This window comes from bacterium, from assembly GCA_017744355.1.
In the GTDB taxonomy this organism is placed as follows: domain Bacteria; phylum Cyanobacteriota; class Sericytochromatia; order S15B-MN24; family UBA4093; genus JAGIBK01.
Window position 1 is genome coordinate 247401 of sequence record JAGIBK010000004.1, and the last position, 14024, is coordinate 261424.

Here is a 14024-nt window from a genome sequence, read left to right on the forward strand (position 1 = left end):
CATCTAATACCCGCCAAAAAGAGGAATCATTCCTGCCCTCAGGCAACTTATTTCATGATCGGGCCGCACACGATGCGCGTCCCCGCGTTGCCCGCAGGATCGGTCACCTCGTCGTCCGGCTTGGCGTGGATGACCAAAGAGGTCCCCTCGCCCGAGAGCAGCGAGTGGCTGCCCGCCCCCAAGTTCACCCCGGGCGCGACGACGTCCACGGCCACCGTACCGTCCTTCCCCACCTCGATGTTCGGTAGATCACCGGCATGTGCCCCTTCGGGGTTCTTGTGGCCGTGCTTCTTGTGGTCGGGGTTGAAGTGGGGGCCCGCCGAGGTGAAGTCCGGCCCTTCACACTTGCAGACCGCATGCAGGTGCATGGCATGAATCCCGGGCGGCAAGCCCTTCGCCTTCAAGACGACCCGAACCCCCTCCGGCACCTCGGTGAAGTTGGCCGTGCCGACCTCCGCTCCCTGCGCGTTCCGCAGGACGGCCTTGGCCGTCGGAGCCGGGGAGGAGGGCGCGGTCGCCATCCCCATGGTCAAGAAGCCCACGAACGACAGGGCCAGAACACTCTTTCGCATGAACCCTCCGCTTGCTATCGACACCGCATCGGGCCCATGCTCGCCAATCGCAGGGGCCAAGGTCTACGTGCCAAACAGAGAGATTCTCGTCAGCGTGTCGAGCGAGGGTAGGTCACGCGATAGATGCGCCCGCCCGCGTCATCGCTCACCATGAGCGAGCCATCGGGGGCTTGCAGCACGTCCACGGGCCGCCCCCAGGCCTCGCCACCTCGCAGCCAGCCAGTGGCGAAGTCCTCGTAGGAGACGGGCTTGCCGCCTTTGAAGCGGACCCGCACCACCTTGTAACCGGTCGGGGGTTGGCGATTCCAGGAGCCGTGGAAGGCGACGAAGGCATCCCCCCGGTAGTCGGCGGGAAACTGAGCGCCCGTGTAGAAGGCGAGGCCCAACGCGGCCGAGTGGGCCTGGAAGGCGAGCGCGGGCGGCTCGGTCTTGGCGCAGAGCGCGGGATCCCCCAGATCGGGGTCCGGGTGGCGATCGCCCCAGCAATAGGGCCAGCCGTAGTGCGCCCCTTCCTTGACGAGGTTCAATTCATCAGGCGGTTGGTCGTTGCCCATCCAGTCGCGGCCGTTGTCGGTGGCCCAGAGGGCCTTGGTCTCGGGGTGCCAGACGAAGCCGACCGCATTGCGCAGGCCCTTGGCGAAGATCCGGCGCCCGCTGCCATCCGGCGCGAAGCGCATGATCGTCGCGCGGCGCTCGTCCTTCTCGATACAGGCGTTGCAGTCGGAGCCCGCCGACACGTAGAGGCCCCCGTCCGGGCCGAAGCCGAGGGTCCGGGTCCAGTGCATGCCCCCGGCGGGCAGATCGCGGCTGAGCACCTGCTTGCGATCCACCTTGCCATCCCCGTCGGTGTCCTCGAGCTTGAGGATCGCGCCCGTCTCGGCGACGTAGAGCGCCCCGTCGCGCCAGGCGAGACCGTGGGGTCGATCGAGCCCCGAGGCGAAGACCACGACGCGATCGGCGCGGCCGTCTCGGTTGCGATCGGGGAGGACGAGGATCTCACCCTTGTTCGGGCGGCTCACGGTCAAATCCCCTGCCGGCGAGAGGGCCATGAAGCGCAGGCCGGGCAGGCCCTCGACGAAGGGCGCGATCGCAAACCCCCGAGGCACCGTGAGCGGGTGAGGCAGGGGGGCGGCATCGGCCCCCGAGGCGAGTGCGCCGATGCCGAGAGCCAGGTTCAGCAGGATGCGTTTGCGCATGGCGGCCTCCTCGCGAGGGGATCATGATATCACTCGCAAGGCTCGTTTGGTTGCCTAGCCCGGTTCGCGAGGGCGAGCTTGAGAAGCTCGGCGAGGACCGGCAGGCTCGCCGCGACCCCGACCCCGCGCGCGAGCTCGCCGAGCGAGAGCGGCACCGTGCCGAGCACCGCATGGAGGGGCGGGGCGTAGATCGCGAGCAGTTGGAGCGCCACCGCGATCGCAAGACCCAAGAGCATCCATGGGTTCGAGAAGATCCCCAGGCGCGAAAGGGGCTGCTCGATCGAGCGGAACACGAAAGCGCTGAACCACTGGAAGGCCACCAGGGTGACGAAGGCCATGGTCCGGGCCCGATCGAGCCCCCCCCCCCGCCCGAGCTCCCAGGCGAAAACGGCGAGGGTGCCCGTCGCCATGACCAGGGCGGCCGCGACCATCCGACGGATCATCTGCCGATCGACGAGCGGCGCGCCCGGCACCCGGGGCGGCTTGCGCATGTGGCCGGGCTCGGGCCGCTCGAGGGCCAGAGCCTTATCGAGCACGCCATCGGTGACCAGGTTGATCCAGAGGATCTGGACCGCCAGGAGGGGGAGCGGCAGCCCAATCGCCACCGCCGCCGAGATGGTAAGAATCTCGGCCAGGGTGGTCGAGAGGAGGTAATGCAGGACCTTTCGGAGGTTATCGGCAATGGTGCGGCCCTCCTCGACGGCCGCGACGATGCTCGCGAAGTTGTCGTCCACCAGCACCATGTCGGCGGCCCCCTTGGCGACCTCGGTGCCGGTGCCCCCCATGGCCACCCCGATGTCCGCCTGGGCGAGAGCCGGCGCGTCGTTGACCCCGTCGCCCGTCATGGCCACGATCTCGCCCGAAGCCTGGAGGGCCCGGACGATCCGCAGCTTGTGCGCGGGGGACACCCTGGCGTAGACCGACGCCTCAGCCACCCGGGCCGCGAGCTGGACCTCGTCCAGCCCCTCGACCTCGCGCCCCTCGGCGACCTGACGCTGTCCGGCCCGCGCGATCCCCAGGCGCTCGGCGATGGCGCTCGCCGTGACGCGGTGGTCTCCTGTGATCATGGCGACCCGGATGCCTGCGGACTGGCAGACGCTCACGGCCTCAACTGCCTCGGGCCGCGGCGGATCCCACATGCCGACGAGCCCCACCAGGGTGAGCCGGCCCGCCCCGGCCGGACACTCGAGGGCCTCGAGGCTCGCAGGTGGAGCCAGGCGCCCCACCGCGAGCACTCTGAGGGCTCGGCTCGCCATGGCCTCGAAAGCCTCCTGCCACCGTGCGCGGGCGGCCTCGTCCAGGGGCCGCAGCCCCCCTTCGGCGTCGAACTCGCTTCCGGCCATCGGCAAGAGGCGCTCCAGGGCGCCCTTGACGTAAGCGACCGTACCTTCCGGGGCCTCGTGAAGGGTCGCCATCCAGCGGCGCTCCGAGGCGAAGGGGATCTCGGCGAGGCGGGGCCAGTCCTCGTCGAAGCCCAGCTTGAGCGCGAGGCTCTGCAAGGCCCCCTCGGTAGGGTCCCCGAGCACGCGCCAGGCACCCTCGGCCTCCTCGAGGAGGGCGTCGTTGCAGAGGGCGCTGGCCGCCGCAAGCTCCCGGAGCGCTGCCCGTGGCAGGGGCGCGCCCTCCGGCTCGGGCAGCACCTCCCCCGCCGGGGCGTAGCCCTCGCCCGTCACCCGCACCCAGCCGCCCCCCACGTAGAGACGCTGGACCGTCATCTGGTTCAGAGTGAGGGTGCCGGTCTTGTCCGTCGCAATCACGGTCGCCGAGCCGAGGGCCTCGACGGCGGGCAGGTTGCGAATGAGGGCGTTGCGCCGGGCCATGCGCCAGACGCCCACCGCGAGCAGGACCGACACGACGATGGGCAGCCCCTCCGGGATGGCCGAAACCGCCATGCTGAGCGCCACTAGAAACATCCCGGCGGGCGGCAGCCCCCGCAGGATCCCGAGCGCGAGCACAACGGCGATGAGGCCCAGGATGCTGGCGCCCAGGACCCGGCTGAAGGCCCGGAACTGCCGCAGGAGGGGTGAGGTCATCGAGACGCTCGCGACCTCGCCCGCGATCGCGCCAACCTCGCTGGCCATGCCGGTGGCGACCACCACCGCGCGCCCCCGGCCGAGGGTGACGCTCGTGTGCATGTAGACCATGTTCCGGCGATCGCCGAGGGGCAAATCGGGGGCCGAAAGCGGAGCCGGGTCCTTGGCCGAAGGCAGCGACTCGCCGGTCAGGGCCGACTCGTCCACCCTCAGCTCGTAGACCTCGAGCAGGCGCGCGTCCGCCGCCACCCGATCCCCCGCCTCCAGCACCAGCACATCCCCGGGCACCACCTCGGAGGCGGGGAGCTCATGGACCCTCCCCTCGCGCAGCACCTTGGCCCTGGGGGCGGTCATCCGGCGCAGGGCGCAGAGCGCCTGCTCGGCACGGGCCTCCTGGAAGTAGCCGATCGTCGCGTTGAGCAGGACGATCCCGAGGATGACGTAGGGGTCGTAACGCTCGCCCACGAAGAAGGAGACGACCGCCGCCACGAGCAGCACATAGATGAGCGGGCTCCGGAACTGGCGCAGGTAGCGCCGCCACGGCGCGGGCGGCTCGCGCTCGGCGAGCGCGTTGGCGCCGAAGTCCCGCAGGCGCCCTCGGGCCTCAGGGGCGGTGAGGCCCGAGGGCGCGGATCCCAGAACGTGAAGGACGCGCTCGCTTTCCAGCTGATGCCAGGGCCTGACCGAGGCGCGTGCCCTGACGCGGGTGGAGGGGGTATCGCGGACCATCTCGTCGCCTCCTCGCAGGCTAGCCTGGGGCCCTCAGGGCCGTGATCACCCGATCCACGAAGGCCCGGGTCGAGAGCGGCTTGCGGTTGTGCTGGCAGATGTCGAAGGTCCTCGCCCCGGCGGCGATGGCGTCGCTCACCGCCCGCCGGATCCCCGCGGCCTCCTCGGGCATGCCGAGCGCCATCTCGAGCATCAAAGCCGCCGCCAGGATGGCCGCCGTCGGGTTCGCGCGCCCCTCGCCCTGCAGGCTGGGGGCCGAGCCGTGCCCCGGCGAGAAGAGCCCGCCGCCCTTCCGGCAGAGAACGGCCGAGGGGTGGAGGCCCATGGAGCCCGAAAGGCTCGCCGCCTGGGTCGAGAGCAGCTCCCCGGCCAAGATCTCGGCCAGGATGACATCGAAGCGGCGAGGGTTGAGGGAAAGCTCCAGCATGCACTGATCGAGATCGATCGGGGTGAAGCGCACCTGCGGGTAGGACGCGCTCAGCGCGGTGACCACCTCCAGCCAGAGCTCGCCGCTTTCGAGCACCTTGGCGAGCGTCGCCAGGGCCAGGTGGTTGCGACGATGCGCGGCGGCCTGGAAGCCGGCGTGCGCGACCCGCTCGATCTCGCTCTCCGAATAGACCAGGGTGTTCACCGCCACCCGGCGGCCCTCGCTCACCTCGATGCCGCGGGGATGCCCGAAGTACAGCCCCGCCGACACGTCCCGCACGACCATCAGATCCACGCCCCGGACGATCTCGCGCCGATACGGGGAAATCCCGAGCAGGCTATCATCGATGTGGAAGGGGCGCAGGTTGGCGTAGGCCCCAAGCCAGCCGTGAAGGCGCTGCATGGCGAGCTTGGGCTCCGAGAGGTGGGTGATGTGGCTCCAGTGGGCGCCGCCGACCGGACCGAGCAGCACCCCTTCTGCCTGCTCGCACAATTGCACCGTCTCGATGGGCAGGGACGACTTCCCCGCTGCGAGCGCGGCATCGCCGATCAGCCCACGGCTCAGCTCGACCCCGAAGCCGAAGCGCAGCCCAGCCGCCTCCAGCACCCGCCGAGCTTCCTCCATGACCTCCGGGCCGATGCCGTCGCCTGGCACCAGGCCCACGTGGATCGTCCTCACCGTGCCTCCCGGCTCTGGTCGTCGTCCCATCCGTGGAACCTGTATACCAGAATCGCCCGGCGAGGCGGAGCCTCGACCGGACGATTGGGGATGGATGAAACCTAGCGGCTAGCGCCAGCGCCTGCGGCTAGCGCCCGCGGCTATCTCCAACGAACGAGGGCGTTGGGCTGGTTGATGGTGATCTGCTGGTGGGCGATCGAGATGACCCCGTCGTCCTGGAGACGGTTGAGGGCGCGGGTGACGGTCTCGCGGCTGGAGCCGACCATGTTGGCCAGGTCCTGGTGGGTCATCTTGAGGTTGATGAGCACCTTGCTGCCGATGGCGCGCCCTTCGCTCTTGGAGAGCAGGTTAAGGGTGCTCGCGACGCGCTCGTGCACGTCCTTGAAGGCCAGGTCCTCAACCTGCTGGTTGACCTGACGGATGCGACGGGTGAGATCGCCCATGATCTGCATGGCGATGGAGGGGTTCTCCGAGAGGATCCGCTCGAAGTCGCGCTTGGCGACGGTGTAGACCGTGGCCGCATCGTCGATGACCTCGGCGGTCGCCGAGCGGGGGAGATTGTCGAAGATGGCCATCTCACCGAAGAAGTCACCGGGCTGCATGATGGTGAGGGTTTTCTCGCGGCCATCCTCGGTGATCTTCGAGATCTTCACGCGGCCGACCTTGAGGATGTAGAGGGTGTCCCCCTCGTCGCCCTCATGGAAGATGATGCTCTTCTTGGCGTAGGTCTTCTCGCCGGTGATCGCGGCGACGCGGGACAGGCTCTCGGGCGAGACCCCCTTGAAGATCGAGACCCGCTGGAGGAAAGCGACGGCGTTCGTCGAAGACGTCAGGGGAACTTCCTTGGGCGCCAACGGGAACCTCCTTCTCCCACGAGCGGGATGCGTGCAGGATGTCAACAAATCCAGGTCGCTGCGAATGTGGCAAGCAATTATAACAACCAAAGGAACACCGGAACAAGATCGAAAACTCGCTTGCTGAGCGGATTCACGAAACGTTACAGAGCCCTGGGTGTTACATAACCTAGCTTAGACCATAACATAACAAGCCCTGATTACGTTAGGCCGTGCGCTTTGTCACATGTCCGGGACGCAAAAAAAGCGGGAGGCATCGCCTCCCGCTCTTCGAAGTCAGATCAGGCCTTCACGGGCGCCTGAGGGTGGAACTCGTCGGTCGGGCGATCGCTTCTAAGACCGAAGAAGAAGCGGATCGCCTCGACGATGCGCGCAGCCGCATGACCATCGCCGTAGGGGTTCACCGCGTTCGCCATCCGGGCGTAGGCCGCGGGGTCGTCCAGCAGCTCCTGAGCGTTGTTGAAGATGACCTCGCGCTCGACGCCCACCAGGCGGACGGTGCCCGCCTCGACCGCCTCGGGGCGCTCGGTGGTGGTGCGCATGACGAGCACCGGCTTGCCGAGGCTCGGCCCCTCTTCCTGCACGCCGCCCGAGTCGGTCAGGATGAGGGTCGCTTCCTTCATGGCCTTGACGAAGGGGGCGTAATCGAGCGGATCGATGATCGCCACTCGGTCGAGCCCGCCCAGGATCTCGCGGGCGGTGTTCTGGACGATGGGGTTCAGGTGGGCGGGGAAGACCACGTCCACGTCGGGGTTGCGCTCGACCAGATCCCGGACCGCCCAGCAGATGTCGCGCAGGGGCTCGCCCCAGTTCTCGCGGCGGTGGGCCGTCACCAGGATCGTCCGGCGACCGGTGGCGGGGGCGTCGATCTTGCCGGCGGTCTCGAGCAAGGCGTCGATGACCGTGTTACCCGTCAGGAAGATCCCCTCGCTCGAAATCCCGTCGCGGCGGAGGTTATCGACCGCCTTGGACGTCGGGGCGAAGTGCAGGCGGGTGAGCTGGCTCGCCACGCGCCGGTTCATCTCCTCGGGGAAGGGGTTGTAGAGATCCTCGGTGCGCAGGCCCGCCTCCACGTGCCCCACCGGGATCTGCTCGTAGAAGGCGGCCAGGCTGCTTGCCATGGTGGTGCTGGTGTCGCCGTGGACGAGCACCAGCTGGGGCTTGAGCTCCTTGAGGACGGGGGTGAGCTGGGTGAGGACCCGGCCCGTGAGGTCCGGCAGGGTCTGGCCCGGCTGCATCAGGTCCAGATCAGCGTCCGGGACGATGCCGAAGAGGTCCAGGACCTGGTCGAGCATCTGACGGTGCTGGGCGGTGACGCAGACCTTGAGGTCCAGATCGTGAGCCTTGGCGATCGCAAGGACCACCGGCGCCATCTTGATGGCCTCGGGGCGGGTGCCGAAGACGCAGAGAACAGTGGGTTTATTCACCTTTGGTTTCCTTGGATGTCGTGAGGCGCGAGGCGCGGTAGAGACGGAAGATGCCGTAAGCCAGGAAGCAGCCGCCCGCCAAGAGGACCGGGTAGCCGCCCTCGACCCCGGCGAGCCAGAGGGCGGTGCCGGCGAGCGTCAGACAGATGCCGTAGATGACGAGGACCGCGCGCCGCTGGGTCAGCCCCGCATCCAGCAGCCGGTGGTGCAGGTGGCCGCGGTCCGGGCTGAAGATGGGCTTGCGGTTCCAGGCCCGGCGCAGGATGGCAAAGGCCGTGTCCAGGATGGGCACGCCCAGGATGAGCAGGGGCAGGGCGAAGGCCACCGCCGCCACCAGCTTGAGCACGCCCATGATCGAGATGGAGGCGAGGGTGAAGCCCAGGAAGAGGGCCCCGCCGTCCCCCATGAAGATCTTGGCCGGGTTGAAGTTGTAGCGCAGAAAGCCGATGGTCGCCCCGGCGAGGGCGAGGGCCATCAGCCCCGCGATGGGCTGGTTGGTCTGGAGGGCGATGATGCCGATGGTGCCCGCCGCGATCAGGCTGACCCCGCCCGCGAGCCCGTCCAGGCCGTCGATCAGGTTGATGGTGTTGGTGATGCCGACCAGGTAGAAGACCGTCAGCGCCACCGGGATGAGGCCCGGCAAGAAGTAGAGGCCGCTCGCCCAGGGATTCGAGACGAACTCGATCCGCACCCCGTAGTAGTAGGCGGCGAGCGCTGCCAGGATCTGGAGGCCGAACTTGACCTTGGCGTTGAGCGGCTTGAGGTCGTCGACGATGCCCACGAGGAACATCAGGGCCCCACCGATCAGCACCCCACGCAGGGGCCCTTCGAGGGCGAAGAGCTCACCTGGCACCAGCAGCTCCATGGCCGCCAGGCCGATGAGGAAGCCCGCGAAGATGGCGACGCCCCCCAGGCGGGGGATGGGGATGGTGTGGACCTTGCGCGCATCCGGGGTGTCCACCTTGCCGATCTTGTAGGCAAGGCGGACGACCCACGGGATGAGGATGTCCGTGGCGAGCCACGGAGCCATCACGGACAGGGCGACGACGAGCAGCCAGTAATCGGGCACGATAGGCTTACTTCACGCTACCCGCCGGCACCCCCTCGTACAGGGGGAAGGCGGCGCAGAGGCTCGCGACCGTCCGCTCGACCTGGGTGCGGACCACCGGGTTCTCGGGGTCGCGCAACAGGCTCACGATCGCCTCGGCGATGCGGTCCATCTCGGGCTCCTTCATGCCGCGGGTGGTCACGGCGGGGGTGCCGATGCGAACACCCGAGGTGACGAAGGGGCTCTCAGGGTCGTTGGGGATGGTGTTCTTGTTGACGGTGATGCCGACCTCGTCCATCACGGCGCTCGCGACCTTGCCCGTCAGGCTGACCGAGCGGACGTCCAAGCTGAAGAGGTGGGTGTCGGTGCCGCCCGAGACGATGCGCAGGCCTTCCTTGGCGAGGCCCTCGGCCAGCCGCTTGGCGTTGGCCATCACTTGGCGCTGGTAGTCGGCGAAGGCGGGCTCGAGAGCCTCCTTGAGGGCCACGGCCTTGCCCGCGATGACGTGCATGAGCGGACCGCCCTGGGTGCCGGGGAAGACCGCCTTGTCGATGGCCTTCGCCCACTCGGCGGTGCAGAGGATCATGCCGCCGCGCGGACCGCGCAGGGTCTTGTGGGTGGTGGTGGTGACGAAGTGGGCGTGGGGCACGGGGCTCGGGTGCAGACCCGCCGCCACCAGGCCCGCGATGTGGGCCATGTCGACCATCAGGAGGGCGCCGACGGAGTCCGCGATCTGACGGAAGCGCGCGAAGTCGATCTGGCGCGAGTAGGCCGAGGCCCCCGCGATGATCATCTTGGGCTTGTGCTCCTGGGCGAGCTTCTCGAGGGCCTCGTAGTCGATGCGCTCGGTCTTCTCGTCCACCCCGTAGGGGATGATGTTGTAGAACAGGCCCGAGAAGTTGACGGGGCTGCCATGGGTGAGGTGGCCGCCGTGGGCGAGGTTCATGCCGAGCACCGTGTCGCCGGGCTTGAGAGCCGCCACGAAGACCGCGGTGTTGGCGTTAGCACCCGAGTGGGGCTGGACGTTGGCGTGCTCGGCCCCGAAGAGCTTCTTGGCGCGCTCGATGGCGAGCGTCTCGACGCCGTCGACGAACTCGCAGCCGCCGTAGTAGCGCTTACCAGGATAGCCCTCGGCGTACTTGTTGGTGAGGACCGTGCCCATGGCCTCCATCACCGCCTGGCTGGTGAAGTTCTCGGAGGCGATGAGCTCGAGGTTGTGACGCTGGCGACCGAGCTCTTCGTCGATCAGGGCGGCGATATCGGGGTCGGCCTGGCGAAGGTGCGGAAACTCGTTCAAAGCTGGCTCCTCGTATATTTAGCGGGTGACGGCGTCGATCATGGCGACGCGGGCCTCGTGGCGCCCCCCCTCGAAGGGGGTCGCCAAGAAGACCCGCAGGATCTCTTGGGCCATATCAGGGCCCACCAGGCGCGCGCCCAGGCAGACGATGTTGGCATCGTTGTGCTCGCGCGAGAGACGCGCCGAGACGGGTTCGTTGACCAGGGCCGCGCGGGCCCCCTCGATGCGGTTGGCCGCAATCGAGACCCCGATCCCCGAACCACAGACCAGCACCCCACGCTCGGCGTTGCCAGAAGCGACCTCGCGGGCGACCGCGTGGGCGATAGGGGGGTAGTCGGTGCGGGTGGTGTCGTGGCAGCCAAGGTCCGAGACGGTGTGGCCTTCGGAAAGGAGCCAGGCCTCGAGGGCTTCCTTGAGGTCGAAGCCGGCGTGGTCGCTACCGAGCGCGATGCGCAAATCAAGTCCTCCTGGTACCGGCTTGCACCGGCGTTCAGCGTACGGATGCCAGTATATCGCGTTTCAACGAGGCCCGAAAGCAGCCGTTCTATCCGCCGTGCGCGGCCGGATCGTCCAGGGTGAGGGGGCCGAGCGCGCCGCCGCGCAGGTCCGTAAGGAAGGTGCGGGCCGTGCGCTCGTGATCCACCTGGTCGCCCTGCTTGAGGAAGCCCCGCTTGCGGCCGATGACCTCGAGGCTGGGCTCGGGGCCGAAGGCGTCGAGCGTCTTGGGAGCGTGCTCCTTGAGGATCTCGATGGCGAAGCGCGCGACCTCGACCGGGTCGTAGGCCTGGCTGCCCACCCCGCCGGTCATGGCGAGCTTGAGGGCGACGATGGGCTCACCCAGCTTGGGCGGGATGATGCCCGGGGTGTCCATCAGCTCCAGGTCCTTGCCGATACGGATCCACGAGACGGCGCGGGTGACGCCCGGCTTGTCGCCGGTCCTGGCGCGGCCGGTGCGGGTCAGACGGTTGATGAGCGAGCTCTTGCCCACGTTCGGCAGGCCCACCACCATGATCCGCGCGGGACGCGGCAGGCGGCCACGAGCCTTGACCTTGGCCTGCACCACCTCGTTGAGCTTGGCGATCTCCTGCTTGAGCTGGGAGATCCCCTCGCCCTTGAGCGAGTTCATGGCGATCGCCGGCTGCCCCTGGCTGCGCAAGAGCTTGATCCAGGCCTGGGTGCGGGCGGGATCGGCCAGGTCGGTCTTGGTCAGGACCACGATCGAGGGTTTGCCCTTGATCAGCTCGGTCGTCTGGCCGAAGCGGCTGCTCGCGGGGATCCGCGCGTCCACCAGCTCCAGCACGAAGTCGATGATCTGGAGCTTCTCTCTCAGCTCGCGCTGAGCCTTGGCGATGTGCCCCGGGAACCACTGGACGGTGGGATAGGGGGAGGAGGGCTTCTCCTCTTCTTCGTCGAGGTGGGGATCGGTCATGGTCTCTTCCTAAAAAATACATAGGGCGAGCCCCGGAGCGATGCGCCTGACGGCTTCGGCTCCGGGGCTCGTGAGGCTGTAAGGCCTACTTGGCGTTGCGCGCCTTCTCCTTGATGCGGGCAGCCTTGCCCTGCAGACCGCGGAGGTAGTAGAGCTTGGCACGACGGACATCACCGCGGCGCAGCACCTCGATCTTGTCGATGCGGGGCGAGTGCAGCAGGAACACGCGCTCGACGCCCACACCCTGGAAGATGCGGCGGACGGTCACGGTCTGGTTGAGGCCCGAGCCGCGGCGCTTGATGACGACGCCTTCGTAGCCCTGGATGCGCTCCTTGCCGCCCTCAACGATCTTGGCGTAGACCTTGACGGTGTCGCCGGGGTTGATCGCAGGCACCGACTCCTTGAGCTGGGCTTTCTCGATCTCGTTGATGACGTCGCGCGCAATCAGGCGGGTGCTCATTGGTGTCTCCTTAGATATGGATCCGACGAAATGCGGAGCCGGCCATGGGGCCGGTCAGTGGCAAACAGGTACTGCGATCTGGAAGTTTATCACAGTCAAAATTGAGATGCAACCTGATCTTAACCCTCAGCCTCGACCGGATCGTGGATCGCAAGCGGGATCTCCGGATCCGGGGTGCGGGTGAGGACCTCAAGGCCGCAAGAGGCCTCGGCCGTCAGCTCGTGCTCCTGCTTCCAGGCGTTGCCCTGCTTGCGGTACACCGCGAGGGTCATGTTGGCGAGCTGGGTCTGGTAAGAGTAGGCGGCTTCCCCGGCCGGATCCTGGTAGGCGAGGCCCGCCGAGCGGCCGTAGGGCACCTCGATGGTGCCTTCGAAGCGGCGATCGCCCTGGACCACGTCGAAGTACCAGCCGCTCGGGTCGTAGCGACCCTTGGCGCCGAGCAATTGGCGCAGGTCGTTGACCACGTGCTCCTCGCCGTCGTAGCGGAAGCGGAAGGCGCTAAGGCGAGGCCTGAGCACGCCGCCCGGATCGGTGGAGATCGCCTCGAAGGAGGCCTCCGGATCCTCGCGGAAGGTGGCACAGTGGGCCCACGCCGAGCCTCTGGGCAGGCCCGGCCCCCAGGAGTGGAGCTGGACCCCGGTGGCGCCGTTGAGCTCGATGCGCCGCTTGTTGAAGAGGACCTCGCCGCTGATCTTGAGATCGGGGTTCGGCACCAAGAGCTTGGTCCCGAGAAAGCCCGTGTCGTAGAGGGCCTTGAAGGGGTAAGGCCTGAAGGAGGAGGTGGCCCCCTCCCAGTGCAGGACCCAGGCGAGGCGCTGGGCGTCGCCCTCGATCCGGCCGCGCGCACTCTTGTGGGTCAAAAGCGCACGTTCGATCTGGAAGGCGAAGGGTCGGGTGTCGAAGCGCGCCTGCTCGAAGGGCCGCACCTCACGGATAATAATGTGCTTGTTAGCGCCGGCCCCGTTGAAGGCCGCCCCCCAGAGCTCGACGAAAGGATCCCCCTCGACGGGGGAAACCAGCACGTAACGCAGCCAAAGGGCGACCCCCTGACGGGGGTCGCTCACCTTGAGGGCATAGGCTTCGTGCCAACCGGACTGGCCGCTCCAGACCGTCAGGTTGTCGCGCTCGGCGCCCCCCAGCTTTTGCGGACGCGGCGGCATGGGCGGCGACCGGGGCTAGGCGCCCAGGCGGTAGCCGAAGCCGCGAACGGTCTGGATGAACTTGGGGTTCGAGGGATCTTCCTCGATCTTCTCGCGCAGCCAGCGGATGTGGACGTCGACGGTCTTGGTGTCGCCGTAGAAGTCCAGGCCCCAGACCTGCTCGAGCAGCTCTTCGCGGGAGAAGACGCGGCCCGGCGTGCCCATGAGCATGGCGAGGATCTTAAACTCCTTGGGCGAGAGCTCGACCTCGCGATCGCCGACCATCACCCGGTGCTCCGAGAGGTTGATCATCAGGTCGCCGTGCTGGAAGACCTTGCTCTTGTTCTCGGCGTCGCTGGGCTTGCTGCGGCGCAGCAGGGCCTTGATGCGGGCGACCAGCTCGCGGAGGCTGAAGGGCTTGATCAGGTAGTCGTCGGCGCCGACCTCGAGGCCGATGACGCGGTCGATCTCCTCGCCCTTGGCGGTGAGCATGATGATGGGAATGTCGTTCTGCTCGCGACGGAGCAGACGGCAGACTTCGAGGCCGCTCAGCTTGGGCAGCATCAGGTCCAAAACGATCAGGTTGGGCTTCGCGAGCTGAACTTGCTGGAGGGCCTCTTGTCCATCGTGGGCCTTGACGACCTCGTAACCCTCCTGCATGAGGGCGAACTCAATGGACTCGACGATCATCTCTTCGTCGTCGACAAGCAGAATCTTCTCGGCCATTGCCACTCC

Annotated in this window: 13 protein-coding genes; all 13 read right to left on the reverse strand. The window is 67.8% G+C overall.

Going from position 1 to position 14024, the window contains the following annotated elements:
* Positions 1-47: 47 nt before the first annotated feature.
* The gene (locus tag J7643_12105) at positions 48-527 is read right to left on the reverse strand and encodes a superoxide dismutase family protein (GenBank protein ID MBO9541324.1); all 480 of its coding nucleotides are present in this window, start codon (positions 525-527) and stop codon (positions 48-50) included.
* A 134-nt stretch (positions 528-661) separates the two neighbouring features.
* Positions 662-1768, reverse strand: coding sequence for a sorbosone dehydrogenase family protein (locus J7643_12110; protein MBO9541325.1), 1107 nt, complete (start codon positions 1766-1768; stop codon positions 662-664).
* 29 nt (positions 1769-1797) lie between these two features.
* Complete coding sequence (locus tag J7643_12115; GenBank protein ID MBO9541326.1) at positions 1798-4530, reverse strand: HAD-IC family P-type ATPase; 2733 nt, start codon at positions 4528-4530, stop codon at positions 1798-1800.
* A gap of 19 nt (positions 4531-4549) precedes the next feature.
* The gene (locus J7643_12120) at positions 4550-5635 is read right to left on the reverse strand and encodes a 3-isopropylmalate dehydrogenase (GenBank protein MBO9541327.1); all 1086 of its coding nucleotides are present in this window, start codon (positions 5633-5635) and stop codon (positions 4550-4552) included.
* 140 nt (positions 5636-5775) lie between these two features.
* On the reverse strand, positions 5776-6489 hold the full coding sequence (locus tag J7643_12125) for a Crp/Fnr family transcriptional regulator (GenBank protein ID MBO9541328.1): 714 nt from the start codon (positions 6487-6489) through the stop codon (positions 5776-5778).
* 281 nt (positions 6490-6770) lie between these two features.
* On the reverse strand, positions 6771-7916 hold the full coding sequence (gene wecB, locus J7643_12130; GenBank protein MBO9541329.1) for a UDP-N-acetylglucosamine 2-epimerase (non-hydrolyzing): 1146 nt from the start codon (positions 7914-7916) through the stop codon (positions 6771-6773).
* A complete protein-coding gene (locus J7643_12135) occupies positions 7909-8946 on the reverse strand; it encodes an undecaprenyl/decaprenyl-phosphate alpha-N-acetylglucosaminyl 1-phosphate transferase (protein ID MBO9541330.1) in 1038 nt (345 codons plus the stop codon). Before J7643_12135 ends, wecB begins: the two co-directional genes overlap by 8 nt.
* Before the next feature lie 46 nt (positions 8947-8992).
* The gene (locus tag J7643_12140) at positions 8993-10261 is read right to left on the reverse strand and encodes a serine hydroxymethyltransferase (GenBank protein MBO9541331.1); all 1269 of its coding nucleotides are present in this window, start codon (positions 10259-10261) and stop codon (positions 8993-8995) included.
* A gap of 18 nt (positions 10262-10279) precedes the next feature.
* The gene (gene rpiB / locus J7643_12145; GenBank protein MBO9541332.1) at positions 10280-10717 is read right to left on the reverse strand and encodes a ribose 5-phosphate isomerase B; all 438 of its coding nucleotides are present in this window, start codon (positions 10715-10717) and stop codon (positions 10280-10282) included.
* Between the two features lie 88 nt (positions 10718-10805).
* Positions 10806-11690 (reverse strand): ribosome biogenesis GTPase YlqF, encoded by an 885-nt coding sequence (ylqF, locus tag J7643_12150; protein MBO9541333.1) that lies wholly within the window; start codon positions 11688-11690, stop codon positions 10806-10808.
* Between the two features lie 85 nt (positions 11691-11775).
* Positions 11776-12150 carry a 50S ribosomal protein L19 gene (gene rplS / locus J7643_12155; GenBank protein MBO9541334.1) on the reverse strand — a complete coding sequence of 125 codons (375 nt, stop codon included), beginning with the start codon at positions 12148-12150 and terminating at the stop codon, positions 11776-11778.
* 119 nt (positions 12151-12269) lie between these two features.
* Positions 12270-13310 carry a hypothetical protein gene (locus J7643_12160; protein MBO9541335.1) on the reverse strand — a complete coding sequence of 347 codons (1041 nt, stop codon included), beginning with the start codon at positions 13308-13310 and terminating at the stop codon, positions 12270-12272.
* A gap of 15 nt (positions 13311-13325) precedes the next feature.
* Positions 13326-14015, reverse strand: a complete 690-nt coding sequence (locus tag J7643_12165) for a response regulator transcription factor (protein ID MBO9541336.1) — start codon at positions 14013-14015, stop codon at positions 13326-13328.
* Positions 14016-14024 lie beyond the last annotated feature (9 nt).